The organism is uncultured Megasphaera sp., from assembly GCF_958350005.1.
GTDB lineage: Bacteria > Bacillota > Negativicutes > Veillonellales > Megasphaeraceae > Megasphaera.
The window spans coordinates 1-18,137 of the sequence record NZ_CATWFF010000024.1 but is presented as its reverse complement, the minus strand read 5'-3'; the positions used below and the strand labels follow the sequence as shown (position 1 = coordinate 18,137).

Here is an 18,137-nt window from a genome sequence, read left to right as displayed (position 1 = left end):
AAATAATACAGTGTATAAAATACAATAATGACCTGCATGGGTATCATGATGATATCCAATAAATGTTCCATATGCGACTCTCCCTAAAGATTAGTGAGCAGCTGCATTCATTGCCGTATTAACTAGGCCAAAGACGATATACAGCAGGAATGGCATGGTAATAATCAAATGCCAGTCAACAAAATATAAAACCAATGCCCCGAAAACGAGGGAAATAACCAGTGCCGATTTATGAAGGACATCTGGGCTTGCCCCTTTAAAATCCGGATTGTGCACATTGCTGACCAGATGATAGCCCAGGGCAATGACGAAAATAGCCAGAAGCCAGGCGGGAAGCTGTGCGCCGGAAATAACGTAGGTAGCAATAATGCAGCCGCCATTTGGAATAGGCATGCCCTGAAAATACCCGTGAACGACAGTAGTGTTCAGGTTAAACCGGGCCAGGCGAATGCCGCCGAGAGCAGCATAAATAATAGCCGGCACAACACCGATCCAGCCCAGATCCTGCAGCGCATAGGCATAAATCAGAAAGGCAGAGGCTGCCCCAAACGATACGACGTCTGAAAGGGAATCCAGTTCTTTGCCGAATTCTCCGGCCACACCGAGAGCCCGGGCAGCCCGGCCGTCACAGGCATCGCAGGCCATGGCCAGCAAGATACAGATACCTGCCCATGTGTACATACCGTGCAGTGTCATAATCATGCTCAGTACGCCAAACCCCAGATTTCCTGCCGTAAACAGACAAGGTATTACATTTTTCATTTCACAAGCCTCCCAATGATAGTTTCGCCGCCCCGCACGCGATCTCCCTTGCGGACTGTAATTTCCACATCGTCCCCGACGTAGACTTCTGCACAGGAACCAAACTTGATCATTCCGTAGAGCTGCCCGTGCTGCAGCGTATCGCCCAGGGAAACCCATGAAACAATGCGCCGCGCCAGGACACCGGCAATCACTGTCACCAGAATCTGAGTCTGCGCACCTTCAATCCCAATAGAATACCGTTCATTTTCATACCCTACGCCGTCTTTATAAGCCGGACGGAACCGGCCGCACGTATATTGCTGAAAATTAATGGTCCCTGCCATAGGCGCCCGATTGACATGAACGTCAAAAACGGATAAAAAGATAATAATCTTTTTACACTTTTTATTCAAATACAAATCTTCGTATACGTCTTCAATCCCCATTACTTTGCCGTCTGCCGGTGACACGAGGCAGTCGTCGCCTGCCGTAATCGTTCGCCGGGGATTGCGGAAGAAATAGGCAAAATACAATGCCAGCAATGCCGGCGGAACTGCTGCATAAGGTCCGACAAAATATGCCGCCACTGCAGCCAGTATAGCCGGAACGGCAATGAAAGGGTATCCGTCTTCAATTATGAATGGCTTATTCAAGACATCACCTCAAATCATTCTGTCTGTTTCCCCACTTGACAGCAGCTACAAACTTGGGAAGGGCCATCATTCGTTTCAGCCGCGTCGGTTCTTTGAGCAACCGATACAGCCATTCCAGCCGGTGTTCCTGCATCCACTTGGGAGCGCGGCATACATTTCCTGACAGTACATCGAGGGTGCCGCCTACGCCCATGCAGGCGCAGGGGCCCAGTTCATACAAATGATCGCGAATCCACTTTTCCTGCTTCGGTACGCCCAACGCGACCAGCAAAATCTGGGTGCCGCCAGAACGAATCTGCTCAATAATCTGCGGTTCTTCTTCGGCTGAAAAAAATCCCGAATGGGTTCCTACAATATTTAACGTTCCCATTTGCTGCTGCAGGTTTTCTGCAGCCTTAGCTGCCACGCCTTCAGCACCGCCAAACAAGTATACAGCGGTTTGGCGTGCTGCCGCTTCCTGAAGCAGACTGCACGCCAAATCAACACCCGTTACCCGCTCTTTAAACCGGCGGCCCTGCTGTTCTGCAGCCCAGAGCACACCGGCTCCATCGGGAACGACCAGATCTGCCTGAAGCAGATACTGGTGCAGTTCCCGATCTTTCTGGGCCAGCATCACCATTTCGGCATTGGCCGTGGCAATGGATACGGCCCGGCCTTCATCAACACATTTATAGACGAAGTCGCACGCTTCCGCTCTGGTAACATTGCAAATGGGGACAGATAAGACATCAATCGTACTCATCAATGAATATCCCCGCCTTGTATATTAGTTCACGCTGTAGTTAGGCGCTTCTTTCGTAATGCTGATATCATGGGGATGGCTTTCCCGCAGGCCGGCACTTGTAATCTGAATAAAGCGCGTATTTTCAATCATTTCCTTGATATTGTGGCAGCCGCAGTAGCCCATGGAAGCGCGAAGGCCGCCAATCATCTGGAACAGCGTATCTGCTACCAGGCCTTTATACGGAACCCGGCCTTCAATGCCTTCAGGAACGAGTTTCTTTGCATCTTCCTGGAAATACCGGTCCTTACTGCCTTCTTCCATAGCAGCCAGCGAACCCATGCCGCGGTATTCCTTATAGCTGCGGCCCTGATAAATAATCGTTTCGCCCGGGCTTTCTTCTGTGCCGGCCAGTAAATTACCCATCATGACGACATTGCCGCCGGCAGCAATGGCCTTGGCCATATCACCGGAGTATTTAATGCCGCCGTCAGCAATAATAGGAATGCCATAGCGCTGTGCCACTTTTGCACATTCATATACAGCTGTAATCTGCGGCACGCCAATGCCGGCAATAATACGGGTCGTGCAGATAGAACCAGGCCCAATACCAACTTTAACTGCGTCTACGCCGCATTCGATCAGTGCTTCCGTTGCTTCGCCTGTAGCTACGTTGCCGGCAATGACCGGAAGATGAGGATAGGCTTTTTTGATTTCTTTCAGCGTATTCAGAACGCCCATGGAATGGCCGTGAGCCGTATCGATAACGACGACATCAACTTTGGCAGCAACCAGTGCATCCAGACGGTCTGTCATATTATGAGTAACGCCGACGGCTGCAGCAACGAGAAGACGGCCGTTGGAATCTTTTGCCGAGTTCGGATATTTATGGGCTTTTTCAATATCTTTAATCGTAATAAGGCCTTTCAGGTTGCCATCTTTATCAACGAGGGGCAGTTTTTCAATGCGGTGTTTGCGAAGCAGATTTTTAGCATCAGCCAAAGACGTGCCAACCGGTGCAGTAACCAGATTTTCTTTGGTCATAATGTCGCCAATACGACGGCTCATATCTTCTTCAAAACGCATGTCACGGTTCGTAATAATCCCTACTAATTTGCCGTCTACGACAATAGGTACGCCGGAAATACGATATTTCCCCATCAATTCATTCGCATCGGCCAGTAAGTTGTCAGGATGCAGAAAAATCGGATCAATAATAATGCCATGTTCAGAGCGCTTTACCTTATCGACTTCCCGAGCCTGTGCAGCAATGGACATGTTCTTATGAATAACGCCGATACCGCCTTCCCGGGCAATAGCGATAGCCATAGGAGCTTCTGTAACCGTATCCATACCGGAGCTCATAATAGGGATATTCAGTTTGATATCTTTCGTCAGATTGGTTGATACATCTACTTGTGCTGGCAGCACGTCGGACTTGGCCGGTACCAGCAATACGTCGTCAAATGTTAAACCTCTCATACCAAATTTATCAGATCTCATATTTGCACCTCTGTTTTGAAAAATACAAGAATAGGGAAGAGCCCCCTAAACAGCTTATTCCTTATTATAGCGGATATAATGCAATCTGTACATATTTTCATCAAGACTTTCCTTATATTTTCTTTATCCCCGGCGATACGGGCCGGAAACGGGCCGTTTGTCTTCTGTCAGTAGGCTTTCGCTTCTTCCAGGGTCAGCCAGAAATGAATTCCTCCCGTCGAATCCATCCAGCGGTCTTCATTAAAATTCAGTGCCCTTACCCACTGACCTGGCCGATAGACAAATTTCGGATCTACTAAAGACCAGGCTTCATCATACCGCATCGTTCCGTCAAAATTTTCAATGTACAGCACCTTGGCCATATCGCATCGGCACGAACGGGCCGTCGCAGACGTACGCCGCGCCGCCGCCGGAATAAGAAGGTGAACCAGCCGGTCATCACAGCATTTCTTATACCCCAAAAAGGCTCCCTGTGCCGGACATTGAAGCGCAAAAAACTGCGTTGTTTCATCACTGGTGACCTGGTCAAGCACGGCATACTCCAGATTGGCATGATAGAGATTGGCCCCTTCCAGCCTGACGCCGGTCAGATCGCAGTATCGCAGATTGGCAGCCTGTAAATCGGCATTCCGCAGATCTGCTCCGCGCAGCGAGCAGTGATCGAAGCGCGTATCAGTCAGGACAGTGCCGCGCAAATCGGCGCCGTCCATCGTCAGTGTAATGAAATCGCTCCAGGAAAAGTCCAGCTGCCTGAGTACGGCTCCCGTTAAATCAACATCATCAATCATTCGATTGTTCAGCACCATTCCTTCCGTATGACCCATGGCGAGACGACGCCGTTCCTCTTCCGTAAGCCTGCTCATGTACATCTCCTCCTTTCCGCAAATATATCTGTACTGCCAGGGGTATCATCATCCATACTGGGGATCAGTTATTCAGGAGCCGGCTGAACTGTTCGCCAAAGCGGCGTTTCAAAACGGCTACAACCGCTTCTTCATCAGGATGCTGCTGCCAGTATGCCGCAGCCCGATCCCGCGCAGCTGTAAGAAGATCGATATCATGAATAATATCGGCCGCCTTCAGGTCCGGCAGGCCATGCTGAGCATAGCCAAACAGGCGGCCTGCACCGCGGAGAAGCAAGTCCTTTTCTGCCAGGACAAATCCATCTGAAATAGTTTCCATCCATTTCAGCCGGCGCATAGTCTCTTCCGTGCCGCCTTTAGCCAGTAAAATGCAGTATGCCTGCTCTGTACCGCGGCCGACACGGCCCCGCAGCTGGTGAAGCTGAGCCAGACCAAACCGTTCGGCTCCGTCAATCAGCATGACCGCAGCATTGGGTACGTTAACACCTACTTCAATAACACTCGTTGCAACTAGCAGCTGTATGTTCCCCTGCTGGAACGCCGTCATAACGGCCTCTTTTTCTCTGCCTGCCATCCGGCCGTGAACGAGGCCGCAAGACCGGCTGGCAAATACGGAGTGCTGCAGCGTTTCGTATAACGAAGTAGCAGCCTGTAAATCCATGGTCTCTGACTCCTCAACCAGCGGACAGACGACGTAGCATTGTCTGCCCTGGGCCATGAGTTTTTCCATAAATGCGTAAATACGGCTCCGCATCGATTCATTGGCCACATAGGTCTTCACCGGCTTTCGTCCTGGCGGCATGTCGTGAATAGAGGATACATCGAGCTCACCGTATACGGACAAGGCCAGGGTCCGCGGAATAGGCGTAGCCGTCATAAACAGGACGTGTGGCGACTTTCCTTTATGCTGCAGTGCTGCCCGCTGGCGCACGCCAAACCGATGCTGTTCATCTGTTACTACCAGTCCCAGCTCCTGAAAGACGACGTCATCCTGAATGAGGGCATGCGTGCCAATAAGGATCTGGATGTTTCCGTTCTGCAGTTCTGACAGCATCACTGCCCGTTCTTTGGCGCTGGTCCTGCCGGTCAGTACGGCAAGGGTCACAGGCAGTCCGGAAAAGAGGCGCTTACATTCTTCATAATGCTGTACTGCCAGAATTTCCGTCGGCGCCATTAACGCTCCCTGATAGCCATTTTCTACGATTTTAGCCAGGGCCATGGCTGCAACGGCTGTTTTCCCGGAGCCTACATCACCCTGCACGAGGCGGCGCATGGGCCGTTCACTTTCCATGTCGGCCTGTATATCCAGAAAGGCCTGAGTCTGTCCTTTTGTCAGGGAAAAGGGCAGGTGATGAATAAACTGCCGCAACAGGGCCCCATTAGGGCCGCATTTCACACCTAACTGCCGTTTTTCCCGCCGCCGCTGCAGCAGCAATCCCAGCTGCATATCGAATAATTCTTCAAAAGCCAGCTGCCGCCGCGCCTGCTGCTGCTGTTCCCGCGATTCCGGAAAATGCATGTGTTCATAGGCCTGCCAGCTGGGAAGGAGAGAGTGACAGGCCTGCCGTGCTCCTTCCCAGCCAGGCAGTATATCCGGATGGCAGGCAGCTTCAGCCAAAGATGCCTGCACGGCTTTTCGCACATCAGCCTGGCGCAGCCCTTCTGTCAGTCCATACACGGGAACCAGTCCGCTTCCTTCTGCTTCACCGGCTTCCGTATCGGGACTGTTCATCTGCCGCCGTCCATAGGCCCACTCCATCTTGCCAAAGGCTGTAACCGTCATGCCGGTATAAAACTGCTTCTTCTTAAAAGGCTGGTTAAACCAGGTCAGCTCCACAGCACCACTGCCGTCGCTGATGGCGACTTTCAAAATCGTCATGCCCCGCCGGGGACGCAGTTCCTGTATATGCTGAACGGTACCACAAACGAGAACAGGCGCCGCTGCCGAAAGAACTACGCTGCCAATAGGCTGAACATGGCTTCGGTCTTCATACTCCCGGGGAAAATATTGCAGCAGTTCTGCTGCGGTATGAATCCCCAGGCGGGCAAACAGACTCTCTTTTTTTGCCCCAATTCCCTTAATTTGACGAAGTGTAGGACTCATCACAAAAACTCCTTGTCTTTTTCTTCTATTTATTGTATCATATTTTGTAGGCTTTTTATAAATAAAACTTGATTTACCCCGTCTTTTATGATAAGATTTGTATGTTGTACTGTAATTGGCCAAGGAGGTGTAACCAATGGCAAACTATTGCGAAATTTGCGGCAAGGGAACCATGAGCGGCATGAACGTCAGCCATTCCCACTTGAAAACGAAAAGAACCTGGAAGCCGAATATCCAGAGAGTACGTGCTATCGTCGATGGCGAAGTAAAACGTGTTAACGTTTGCACTCGCTGCCTTCGTTCCGGCAAAGTCCAGCGTGATGTTTAATCCTATATAAAAAAAGATGATTCTTTCCTGGAATCATCTTTTTTTATTGCCCTGTTACCATCCGGCAAGGATGCGGTCAGCCATGGCCGCCGCCCTGTCAGCTATACCGCTGCAGCGCAGAATGCTGTTAGGAGCGTTGGCCGTCTCAATGAGGGCGAACTTTTCAGGGAGAATAAAATTTTTATTGCAGTTCATGGCGTCGAGAACCTGCTCGGCCACAATATCGCCGCCGCTGTACCCGGATACAACCAGGGCATAGACGCGCTTGTGCGAAAAGGTGTGGCCGTCTTTGCGAAACAGTGCCGTAAGGCGATTGAAAAAGGCAGTCATATTGGCACTGACAGCATCATTATAATTGGGGCAGGCCAGGACAATGACATTACTGGCCTGTATGGCCGGATAGACCTGATCGACCATGACGCCGCCATAAAAGCACTCGCCTTTTTCGCCGAAATGGAGACAGGCTTCATAACTGCAGCCCCGGCAATCTACGACTTCTCCATTTCGCAGAGATATTTCCTCAATCGCCGCCTTCCCGTTCAGTCGGGAACGTATCATTTCCCACAGGAGCAGCGTATTCGAGGTCTGGCGGCTGCTGGCATGAAGGAGGAGGACCTGCAGGTGAAGAGGCCGTTTGGAGCCGAATGAAGCAGTAAGGTGCTGCACTTTCTGTATGAGCCGGACCGCAGAGGCTTCATACGCTTCATACGGGGTAATGCGCTGCACTGCTGCCTGGGTGTTAAAATTATACAGAGAACCTGTCGCTTCGACAAGGGGTTTTCCCGGAAAAGCACAGCCTGACTGATTTGCCAGAAAGATCAGTTCACGGCTTATTTTTTTTGTAAATAATTCTCCTGGACCATCGGTAATGACCGCCCCTGCACAGCCGGTCAGCCCGTCAGGATATTCCAGAAGGCAGGCAGTCATGTCCAGATAGGACCGCGTTATTCCCCGCCTTGACAAGGCCAGGGCGAACACAACGGCTGTGCCTTCCTTGTCCTGTTGAGAAAGGCGGCAAAAATCAGCAAACTGGGCCGCTGTACAGATCGTTTCATATACCTTCCCAGCCAGTGCTTTTTTCAGCACTGCTGAGAGGCGGGCTGTATCGGCTTCCTTCCAGCCTATTTTGACAACTACCAGCATGGCCCCATCCCCTTTCACTGCGCCAGCTGGCACAAAGCAAGATAAGCCTGCCGCATCCGTTCATACAAAGCAGAACATACAGACAGATCTTCGTAGACGATTCCGGAATGAGTCATTGTATTTTTCAAGCCAAAAAATGCGCCCTTATGGCCGTCGCCGAAATATACGGAGCTATAATGCCACTGACCGCGCAACGTAAGCAGAATGGACAGGGCCGCCGATGACAGGGCCGGGGCAATATAGGGCTTATATCCCAGATTCCGGACAGCCCGATTGGCTTCGACGACGAGTTTGGTCAGCGCCCGGGACGGTTGATCGCCATAATTCACGATACTGTCAGCTACGATCAGATCTTCGCCGTGAGGGCCGAAGACCCGTCCTTCCGACACATAACAGCCATAAGTTTCCGGATACAGAGAGGCATAATAACAGGCTCTGGCGTTCATGACGCCCAGACCATAGCCCTGTATCTGCGACGGCTGAAGGCCTGACTCCTGCAGAAATACGCTGCACAGCGGATCAACCGGATCGGATACGATACATACTTGCCCGCTGAATCCAGCACGTCCTGCCAGCCTGGCAAAGTAAGCTGCCAGCGTACGGTTGGCTTCAAACTGAGCCATCCGCACATCGCCGTCAGCACCTACAGGCGGCACGCCTTTGCTGGCACAGAAAATGAATACATCACATTGAAAGAGCTGTTCTTCCTCTACAATGCGGACAGGCGGCAGGAAGGGCGATGTCTGGCCTGGCTGACCGGCAAAAGGATAGCAGATCTGATTCATTTCCATTTCCAGCCGCCTGACATTAGCCTTATTTATATCACAAATACCCAGCTCAGAAATGACGTCGCCCCCAAGAAGGCGCAGTCCCAGCAGCATCGTTGTCCCTACATCGCCCAGGGCCAGAATATGAACGCGCTGCCTGCGCCGGCCAAAAGGAACATACGATAAGGCTGCCGGTTCCGTTACATTGATTTCACTACATAAATCATGAATAGAATACGCTGTCATTATGGCAACTCCGTCCTTTCCAGCCCTTCAAAGGCACGTTCGCCCCAACGCATGCGCACGAGCCGTTCAATATCGTTTTCAATAAACCGCGTCGGGTCCAGGTTTTCATCAAACTTGACGCCAATATCAATGTCAGGTATGCGGGGATAGCTGATGACTTCGCCCAGTCGTTTTAAGGTCAGCCGCTTTTCATAGGTCTCCTGATATACATCCTGCAGGACATGCATAATATGCGCCGCATTCTGCAGACACGTCATGGAATACAGGTAGTGTGCCTGCTCATCACCATGACCGATAAAGCCCGGACTGACATAAGGCAGGACCAGGTTGATTGCCGGATTGCTGTCATAGCCGCTGTAATCATGAGCATTATCAATGCTGTCACCGCCGATAAAAGGATAACAGTCCCGCTCGTTCAGCCACACTTCCAGGGTAGGCAGGAAATACGCGCACTCGGTCTGGATGTTCTTTTCTGCCATCATGTCCATGGCCTGTCCGGTCATGACGGCGACGAGAACTTTCTTTACTTCAATATCATTCTGCTGCAGATACGGCGTGAGCATGCGCATGCGATGGCCTTTATGAAGCAGATCATCGATGAGAATAACCGGACGATTAAAGGATTTAATGGTCTTGACCTGATTGGCAACTGGTGAGAAATGATGGGATTCGGCAATGGTAAAACTCTTGACGCAGCGATCAAAATACTTGCCAATATAAAGGTTTTTTGTCACCGTATTGGGAACCAGGACATCGCTCAGAGCCTTGCCGAAGGGAACGGACATGTACGGACCACGCCGTTTTTTCTTGTCATCTACTGTAGATACGCCGTTTATTTCTGCAACCTTGTGGATAATCTTATTGTGAACGGCGCTCATATTAAAGGACAGGAGCAGTTTTCCCGGATAGATGCGATTGAGAACTGCCAGCAAGTTGTTATGGGCATGATAAATGGCCTGCTGTACACGGGGATCCTTATTAAAGGGATTCTTAATAGTCGTTTCTACATCGCGGAAAATGACGATAGGCGATTTCATGTCGACGACATACATGGGATGCTTGCTGCCTGCCGGTGCAATATTGACGAATCCCTGCCGTTCCAGGGCCTGCATAATTTCCGGATCATATCCGGCTTCGTCTACAGGATGGTATACGGCATAGGCAAAATCACGGGCAATGAGCTCTGTCAGCACTTCTGTAATAATGATCTGGCTGACGTTGGCAATGCCCAGGGAATCATCGGCGTATAAAAAACCGATGCAGGCAATGCTGCCGCCGGCAGCATTGCGAATATGGGCCGTTACCGTGGAATCCTTAAATTCACGGAGTAAATCCCGCGTGCCAATACGGTGTACTGCGGCATAGGCAATCATGGCCTTGGAATGACCTGCGTCATCAATATATAATGTCCACACCCGGTCTTTTTCAATATACCGGTCCAGCACGTCTGTATTGTATCCTTTATCCCAGAGCGTATTGCAGACGGGCCAGAGGCTTTCCGCTCCCCGCGGCTTAAACGCTCCGATGCCGATTTCCCGCGCTTCCAGCACATGCTTATATGCCGGTTCGCGAAGATACATATTATTATCGTAAATAAAATTCTGCGCCACTGCATCGATCAGATTGGATATATCGCGATTGAGGTCAATGTTTTCCCGAATTCTCGTGGAGCTAATGTCTTCATAAAATTTATCCAGCTTCAGATGAATGACCTTGGCCGAAATGCCGCTGCTGCTGTCGTCATGGTCGCGGCCTTCATTCTCCCGCGTTTCCCGCTCAAAGGCAATGTGATTGACTGTATGAATCGAATCTTTTTGCGGCGCCACTTTATAGGCTGATGCATTCTCGATAACATCGGTCCCTACAGCAATGTACAAATCCTTGCCGGAAAAGATTTCCTTCAAATGACGGATGTCGAAGGGATTGGCAATATTAACGGGAATATCGTCGGGGAAGGGATACATATCTTCTTCATCGGCAACGGACATATTCATGATCTTTCGCCGCATGAGCCGCGGCTGCGTATGCTTGGACCAGGAAAATTCGTCGAGAGCCAGATACACATCGAAGCCTAAATCGCGAATCTTGCAGGCCACGGCTTTATGCCCCAGACTGAAAGGATCAAAGGTACCCGGATAAAAACAGGCTTTGCGGACCGGCGGAAACCGAAAGGCGCCGCAGTCAAACTGATGCTGGCCAATATACCGGTAAATATGATTGAGAACGGCGGCGTTGCTGTAAAAATCAAGAGTGCCTTCCTTGCTTTCATCCAGGAGGACGAGGAGCTTTTTATAGCAATGAAGAAAGAGAAATTCTTTCTGCGCCATAGACATGGCATCACTGTGAAACAGGAATTTGCCAATATCCCGGAAGGCATCGCGGCTCAGTTCGGCATCGTAATGGGCATAGGCCTTGATCATAATGTACAGCAGGCGGCGCTGGCGGGCCTGATTTACTGCCTCGTCTTCATCGAAAGCTTTGGCAAATTCGGCAAAGTTTTCCAGAATGACGCCGACTGTATGGACCATCGCCGACGCCAGAGGAATATTGACGGTCAAGATCTGCGAAGCGATGGTAATAATAATTTCATCAAATTCCTGGGGCGGCAGCTTTAAAATCATGCGGCCCAGAAATTCCGGCACATACTTGGAAATCTGCGGATCCCCAATTTCCAGACCATTAAACAGTTCGACAGCCAGCTCATTTCTCTGGGAATAGGTCATGGAATCGGCAATTGCCAGCAGCCCCTCACCGGCAGCGCGGCGGACAAACACAGTTTCACTTACTTTGAGGAGATTGGTTAAATGCATGCCCAAATGCATGACATCGCCTTTATCACACTGATCATCCATATACCGCATCATCAGTTCGATATTGGCGACTTTAACGCTCCAGTGGGTTCCCATTTTTAAGTCGACCAGGAACAGACTCCCTTCCTGTTCGGAAAAGGCCTGCCGATCAGCAGGCAGATTCATGACTGCCAGCAAATCCTGATAGTACTGGGCATTCGTATATTCCGGGAAAATATGGCGGGCCGTATTCAGGGCGGCTACACACAGATTATACTGTGATGACTGCAGCGCTTTTTCAATAAAGGGCCGGACACGGTGCAGAAATTCCGGCGTTATTCCATCTTTGTTCATATCATCCAGTGCCTTGAGGAGGATAATATACCGTTCTTCCGGATAATCACGCCGTTCATAATACTTGCTCATGACCATCATATACCGGCTCTTATCTTCAGCAGGGCAGCTGCGGAGTACGGCGCTGACGAAACTGCTCAGACAATAGCCAATCCACAGCTTATGCTGTTCTGTAAAGCGCAGTTCCGGATAGATAATCATGTCTACATATTGGTCAAAGAGGGAAAAATTGGTAATATCCTTATGAGGCAGCGATACGCCCTGAGGCAGTTCTTTCGTATATTTATCATTGAAGTTAGCCGTAATCCGCCCCATGAGCGCCGCCGACTGCAGGCGAATATCCCCTTCTTTGTGGGACAGGAGTTCATACAGGAATTTCAGGATCATCATTTTCTGATGTTCCGTCATGTATGTCGAATATTCTTCAAAAATGCCGATGTACGTACGGACATTCTTCCAGTTCTGCTCACTCCGGGCAGCTTCGATCAGATTGCCAAAATCACTTTCATCGCGGAAAATGCTCATGAGCCGTATGTTGTGATCAATAGCGGCATACTTCAGCTGATCAATCACTTCTTCCCCTTCCAGCAGTACCATTTCCCGCTGGGCCGGACTGCCTGGCCGAAGCGGACTGGGACCAAACAGCGGCGGCAGTTCCGTAACAACCCCTCGCTCGTGCATAAACGATTCAAAATCAGCCAGCTTGGCATATACTTTCTGATATCGCTGCCGCTTGGCGTCGTCTACATTATCCAGTTTGCCTAAAATAACGTCAAAAGCTTCGGCGAGAGAATAAAAATGAACGACTTCCTCTCCCTGCTGATTGCGGCTGCTTTTTACGCGAAAATCGGCATAAATCAGAAGCAGCGATTCAACAGACAGATTTTCAAGTTCCAGATCCCATACGGAATGGTTGGCAGCAATATGGGCAATGCCGGACAGGCCTACACGGCGGCAGCTCATGCCGGTATAATAGTAGTGCAAATAGGGGACCCGTTTTTCTTCATTTTTTTTGCAGCCATATTTTCCCAGGTCATGACAGGCCGCTGCGCCGGAAATAAGCGCCAGGTCAACAGGTACGCCGACCTGTGCCAGCTGGCGTGCCGCATACAGGGCCACGTAATGGACGCCGGCAACGTGTCCCAGCGTATTGAACGGAGAAATATCAATGCCAATGCGCATAAATTCGTAGACATAGTGATCGTGAATGAGCCGCTTCATGTGCAGATATTCTCTCGTATATCCCTGGGCGGTAATCTCACTGTCGCAGAGAAAATCAAAGTCTTTCGTCGGATCAAAAGGCAGGGCTGCCCGTTCATATTCATACAGCCCGCGCAGCAGCTGCAGCAGCATCATTCTTCCCAGCCGGAATTCTCCATCAAACTGGTGCGTCACAGTCTGTCCGTCCCAGCCTTCCCACTGCGCCGCTGTACGCGGAAAGATGCGATTCAGCACGAAGCAGTAACAGTGTGCCAGCCAGCCGCCTTCCGGAGATGTCTTGAGGCAGGGCATGCAGGTTCGGGCAATGTCCAGAACGAGACGGGAATCAAAGCGCCCTTTTGCATCTCTGCAGGATTCTAACTTTCTCGCCATCTGACAAATTTGATTATCCCGGATAAATGCGGCCATTTCAACAGCATCCATGCCGACAGCACTGCGAAAAGCCGGATCCTGCAGGGCCTGGCACAGAAACAGGCTTACATCATATGTCGTCTCTTCCATACGCTTCTCCTATGTACTACAATAACCTGTAAATAGTAAAAAAGACGCCAAAATGGCGTCTTTTTCATGCCATTTATTCGTGATACAATTCTTTATTGCGCTTAACGATTTCCATGACAAGATTAGCTGTTTCTTCAATCGCCTTCGTCGACACGTCGATAATCGGGCAATGAAGCCGCCGCATGACACTGCGGGCGTACGTAAGTTCTTCGTTTATTCGTTCAATATTGGCATAGCTGGCATTAGAATCCAGACCCATGCTTCGCAGCCGTTCAGACCGAATAAAATTCAGTTTAAACGGATCAATGACGAGACCTACAATTTTGCGTGCCGGTACCTGGAATAATTCCGGCGGCAGAGCCACTTCCGGAACTAAGGGCAAATTCGCTGCCTTGACGCGCTTATGAGCCAGATACATGGACAGGGGCGTCTTGGATGTACGGGAAACGCCGACAATGACTACGTCAGCTTTGAGAAAGCCCATGGGGTTTTTCCCGTCATCAAACTTAACGGCAAATTCAATAGCTTCGACGCGCTTGAAGTACGATTCGTCCAGCTGGTGAATCATGCCGGGCTTCGTCGTCGGTTCCGTATCGGTCAGCGTTCCTACGCCGGCCAGCATGGGGCCAATAATATCGACGGCCTTTACCTGGGCCAGATCCGTCAGCTCCCGGAGACGGCGCCGCAAAGCCGGCGAAATAATGGTATAACAAATCATGGCCTGATTTTCTTCGGCCTTTGCTACCAGTTCTTCAATCTGCTGTTCCGTACGAATATAGGGGATACGGACAATATTAAATTCCTGTTTATCATACTGACTTGCTGCCGCCCGGGCCACACGTTCGGCCGTATCGCCCAAAGAATCGGAACAAGCATAAATAATCGGCTTAGTCACCTTATACTCTCCTCCCGGACCCGCACTCTACAAACAGGCGGGTAATATTGGTTTTGGAAATTCTGCCAACAATCTGCAGATCTTTCCGTTCTGCATCGTCTGTATCCAGAACGCGCACCACAGGCAGGCAGTCCACTTCGTATTCGATCATTCGCTGCGCCGCTACCAGTGCCTTTTCATGAACCTGGGCATAAATCAGCTTGCTGACCGGCGTCATGACCATCCGGACCGGCAGAGCCCGCAAGTCATTGTTGCCCATAGCCGTCTTCAGCAGGTCCTTGCGCGATACGACACCGGCCAGAATATTGTCAGTACCGACAAACACAGTACCTACATCTTCTGTAAACATGGCAATAATGACATCGTACACGCTTGTATGCTCACCGACAACAACGGGCTGAGACAAGCAGGTATCAATGCCGATATCCATGATTTTCTGCGACAGCAGGTCCATTTCCTTATCGCCAATAAAAAAATATCCCAGTTTAGGCCGCGCGTCAATAAGCTTCAGCATCGTAAGCACCGCTAGATCAGAGCGCAGGGCCGCACGCGTAACATGAAGCTGATTGGCGATTCGCTGGCCTGTAATAGGACTGCTTTCTTTTACAATACGCAAAATCGTTTCCTGCCGTTCTGATAACGATAACATAAGCTGTCTCTACCTCCTGTATATTGTAGTATTATCATATCATATTTTCACATATATTGCATACTAAAAAAGGCGAGCCAAAAGAAAGGATATCCTTTCTTCCGGCACCGCCTTATAAATGACTTGCCTACCAGGTATAATCTTCCGTATCGGCACGGCCTCTGCCGGTCAGCGAATCCAGGAGGATACGCTGTTCAATCTGCGCAACATGCTTACGCGTTGAAATAACAGCATCAGGATTAACCGAAATGGAGTCAATACCGCTCTTGACGAGGAATTCGGCAAAATCAGGATATACGCTCGGCGCCTGTCCGCAGATAGATACGGTCTTGCCGTCGCGATGAGCTACTTCAATGAGATGACGAATAGCTCGTTTTACAGCCAGATTCCGTTCGTCAAACAGCGGAGATACCGTTTCATTATCGCGGTCGCAGCCCATGACGAGCATGGTCAGATCGTTGGAGCCGATGGAATAGCCGTCGACGAACTTGTTAAACTGATCAGCCAGAATAACATTGGCCGGAATTTCTGCCATAAGCCATACTTTGAAATCAGGGCCGCGGTGCAGTCCTTCTGCAGCCATAATGGCAACGATTTTTTCCATTTCATCGACACGGCGGCAGAACGGCACCATGACATTCAGATTTTTGAAGCCAAATTCTTCCCGTACCTTGCGGACAGCCTGAAGTTCCAGCTTAAAAGCTTCAATATATTTGGGATCGTAGTACCGCGAAGCGCCGCGCCATCCCAGAAGGGAGCTGCTTTCCTGCGGTTCGTACTTGTCGCCGCCTTTCAGATTGCGGTATTCACTCGATTTGAAATCGCTCAGCCGCAGCGTAACCGGACGGGGTGCCAGAGCCTGGCATACTTTGCGGATGCCATCAGCCAACTGATTGACTACCCGTTCAGGATGGCCAATTTCAATCAAATACAGGGGATGTTCATGAATAAAGGTAGTCCAGATAAATTCTTCCCGCATGAGACCAATGCCGTCGCAGGGAAGTTTGCCGTATTTTTCTGCCAAATCGGGATTTCCCAGGTTCATATAGATTTTCGTACCTGTAACGGGAACAGATTCTGCGGCAACGGTAACAGTTCCACCGGCTGGAGCTTCTTCTTTCGGCTTGACAATGTCAGCGACAATTCCCTGATATACAATGCCGTTTGTCGCATCAACCGTAATTTCATCGCCGTTCTGAATCGTCGTCGTCGCTTCCACACTGCGGCTCTTCGTGCCGACAATGCAGGGAATTCCCAGTTCACGGCTGACAATGGATGCATGGCACGTCATGCCGCCGGCATCGGTAACAATGGCCTTGGCTTTCTTCATAGCCGGTACCCAGTCAGGAGCAGTCATGGCCGTTACAAGAATTTCACCGTCTTTAAATTCGGCAATTTCTGCCGGATCCAGAATGACATGAGCCTTGCCGGCAGCACTGCCCGGGCTGGCAGGAAGACCTTTGACGACAACATTGCGTTCCGTCGTAACGGCGGCTGCTTCGGAAGCGGCTTCTTTCTTTTCCTTGTTTTTCTTGGACCAAACCGTTTCCGGACGGGCCTGGAGGAGCCATACTTTATTATCCCGTTCATCGACGCCCCATTCCATGTCCATATAGCAGCCATAATGGGCTTCAATGGCCTTGGCATACGTTGCCAGTTCCTTCACCTGTTCGTCTGTAATGACCTGCTTTTTCTGGTCTTCTTCCGGAACGAGCTGTTCTTCACAGTCACCACCGGGCTTGCGGACGAGCTTAATCGGTTTCGTATTAATCATCTTGCTGAGGATGGTCAGATCATCTTTCCGGACGCGGAAATTATCAGGCGTAACCGTTCCCTGTACGACATATTCACCGAGACCCCAGGCTCCTTCAATGGTAATGGTCGAATCATCACCGGTTACCAGGTCTACCGTAAACATAACACCGGCAGCTTTGGAGAATACCATCATCTGTATAGCTGCGCTGAGGGCTACCTGCAGATGATCGAAGCCCTTTTTCGTGCGGTAGTATGTGGCACGGTCTGTAAAGGTAGAAGCATAACATTCTTTGACCTTCTGAATCACCATGTCAGCACCTTGGACATTTAAATACGTATCCTGCTGACCGGCAAAGCTGGCATCAGGCAAATCTTCTGCTGTTGCACTGGAACGAACGGCAACAAAGGGGTTGGCCTGCCCTACTTTTTCTCCTAATTCAGCATAACTCTTACGAATGGCATCAGCTAAATCGTCCGGCATCTGAGCATCGCAGATTTCCTTGCGGATTTCAGCCGTAACATTGCGAAGCTGCACAGGATCTTCCACATCTGTCAGCCCTGTAAGTAACTCTTTAATCCGTACATCCATGCCGGTCTGTTTCATAAAATACCGGTACCCTTCAGCAGTCGTTGCAAAGCCATATGGTACGGGCACGCTCGTCTGGGACGTCAATTCACCAAGGGAAGACGACTTGCCGCCAACTAATGCCACGTCACCGCGGCGCAGTTCATCAAACCACAATACAAATGCTTTCTCTCTATCCTTTGTCATACCCATACCTCCTGCATTCAGCATACACGATAATTTATTTATCTGCATTTATAGTACTCTATTTAAAGGTAAATGTCAACGCATTTTCTTTTTATTGTACCTTATTTACTACAATGGATTACTCTTTTT

General features: G+C 50.1%; 13 protein-coding genes. 1 reads left to right on the top strand and 12 read right to left on the bottom strand.

From position 1 onward, the window contains the following. Nucleotides 1-90: 90 nt before the first annotated feature. The 6 genes from Q3886_RS02735 to recG form a co-directional block, all read right to left on the bottom strand. On the bottom strand, nt 91-762 hold the full coding sequence (locus tag Q3886_RS02735) for a phosphatidylcholine/phosphatidylserine synthase (RefSeq protein WP_301859632.1): 672 nt from the start codon (nt 760-762) through the stop codon (nt 91-93). Further along, nucleotides 759-1,397 carry a phosphatidylserine decarboxylase gene (locus tag Q3886_RS02730; RefSeq protein WP_301859631.1) on the bottom strand — a complete coding sequence of 213 codons (639 nt, stop codon included), beginning with the start codon at nt 1,395-1,397 and terminating at the stop codon, nt 759-761. The genes Q3886_RS02735 and Q3886_RS02730 overlap by 4 nt, the downstream gene beginning before the upstream one ends. A 4-nt stretch (nt 1,398-1,401) precedes the next feature. Beyond that, nucleotides 1,402-2,142, bottom strand: coding sequence for a WecB/TagA/CpsF family glycosyltransferase (locus Q3886_RS02725; protein WP_301859630.1), 741 nt, complete (start codon nt 2,140-2,142; stop codon nt 1,402-1,404). A 21-nt stretch (nt 2,143-2,163) separates the two neighbouring features. Beyond that, nucleotides 2,164-3,621, bottom strand: coding sequence for an IMP dehydrogenase (gene guaB, locus Q3886_RS02720; RefSeq protein ID WP_301859629.1), 1,458 nt, complete (start codon nt 3,619-3,621; stop codon nt 2,164-2,166). 167 nt (nt 3,622-3,788) lie between these two features. After that, nucleotides 3,789-4,484 carry a pentapeptide repeat-containing protein gene (locus Q3886_RS02715; protein ID WP_301859628.1) on the bottom strand — a complete coding sequence of 232 codons (696 nt, stop codon included), beginning with the start codon at nt 4,482-4,484 and terminating at the stop codon, nt 3,789-3,791. Between the two features lie 64 nt (nt 4,485-4,548). Next, nucleotides 4,549-6,621: an ATP-dependent DNA helicase RecG gene (gene recG, locus Q3886_RS02710; RefSeq protein WP_301859633.1), complete on the bottom strand. Its 2,073-nt coding sequence runs from the start codon at nt 6,619-6,621 to the stop codon at nt 4,549-4,551. A 103-nt stretch (nt 6,622-6,724) separates the two neighbouring features. Between recG and rpmB the strand changes: the two genes are divergently transcribed. Beyond that, the gene (gene rpmB / locus Q3886_RS02705) at nt 6,725-6,916 is read left to right on the top strand and encodes a 50S ribosomal protein L28 (protein ID WP_301859627.1); all 192 of its coding nucleotides are present in this window, start codon (nt 6,725-6,727) and stop codon (nt 6,914-6,916) included. Nucleotides 6,917-6,970: 54 nt separating this feature from the next. Here the strand turns inward: rpmB and Q3886_RS02700 are convergent, their stop codons facing one another. The 6 genes from Q3886_RS02700 to ppsA form a co-directional block, all read right to left on the bottom strand. Continuing rightward, the gene (locus tag Q3886_RS02700; RefSeq protein WP_301859626.1) at nt 6,971-8,059 is read right to left on the bottom strand and encodes a flavodoxin family protein; all 1,089 of its coding nucleotides are present in this window, start codon (nt 8,057-8,059) and stop codon (nt 6,971-6,973) included. Between the two features lie 14 nt (nt 8,060-8,073). Continuing rightward, on the bottom strand, nt 8,074-9,072 hold the full coding sequence (locus Q3886_RS02695; RefSeq protein WP_301859625.1) for a lactate dehydrogenase: 999 nt from the start codon (nt 9,070-9,072) through the stop codon (nt 8,074-8,076). Further along, the gene (locus Q3886_RS02690; RefSeq protein WP_301859624.1) at nt 9,072-13,937 is read right to left on the bottom strand and encodes a phosphohydrolase; all 4,866 of its coding nucleotides are present in this window, start codon (nt 13,935-13,937) and stop codon (nt 9,072-9,074) included. The genes Q3886_RS02695 and Q3886_RS02690 overlap by 1 nt, the downstream gene beginning before the upstream one ends. Nucleotides 13,938-14,010: 73 nt before the next feature. After that, complete coding sequence (locus Q3886_RS02685; protein ID WP_301859623.1) at nt 14,011-14,832, bottom strand: pyruvate, water dikinase regulatory protein; 822 nt, start codon at nt 14,830-14,832, stop codon at nt 14,011-14,013. A 1-nt stretch (nt 14,833) separates the two neighbouring features. After that, the gene (locus Q3886_RS02680; protein ID WP_301859622.1) at nt 14,834-15,481 is read right to left on the bottom strand and encodes a helix-turn-helix transcriptional regulator; all 648 of its coding nucleotides are present in this window, start codon (nt 15,479-15,481) and stop codon (nt 14,834-14,836) included. A gap of 127 nt (nt 15,482-15,608) precedes the next feature. Beyond that, entirely contained in the window at nt 15,609-18,008 is a 2,400-nt protein-coding gene (ppsA, locus tag Q3886_RS02675) for a phosphoenolpyruvate synthase (protein WP_301859621.1), read from the bottom strand. Nucleotides 18,009-18,137: the final 129 nt, after the last annotated feature.

Bases quoted from the DNA above. Each gene is read 5' to 3' on its own strand.
- Q3886_RS02695 (WP_301859625.1), bottom strand. From the start codon at position 9,072: ATGACAGCGTATTCTATTCATGATTTATGTAGTGAAATCAATGTAACG.
- Q3886_RS02715 (WP_301859628.1), bottom strand. From the start codon at position 4,484: ATGAGCAGGCTTACGGAAGAGGAACGGCGTCGTCTCGCCATGGGTCAT.
- Q3886_RS02700 (WP_301859626.1), bottom strand. From the start codon at position 8,059: ATGCTGGTAGTTGTCAAAATAGGCTGGAAGGAAGCCGATACAGCCCGC.
- guaB (WP_301859629.1), bottom strand. From the start codon at position 3,621: ATGAGATCTGATAAATTTGGTATGAGAGGTTTAACATTTGACGACGTA.
- rpmB (WP_301859627.1), top strand. From the start codon at position 6,725: ATGGCAAACTATTGCGAAATTTGCGGCAAGGGAACCATGAGCGGCATG.
- Q3886_RS02735 (WP_301859632.1), bottom strand. From the start codon at position 762: ATGAAAAATGTAATACCTTGTCTGTTTACGGCAGGAAATCTGGGGTTT.
- ppsA (WP_301859621.1), bottom strand. From the start codon at position 18,008: ATGACAAAGGATAGAGAGAAAGCATTTGTATTGTGGTTTGATGAACTG.
- Q3886_RS02690 (WP_301859624.1), bottom strand. From the start codon at position 13,937: ATGGAAGAGACGACATATGATGTAAGCCTGTTTCTGTGCCAGGCCCTG.
- Q3886_RS02680 (WP_301859622.1), bottom strand. From the start codon at position 15,481: ATGTTATCGTTATCAGAACGGCAGGAAACGATTTTGCGTATTGTAAAA.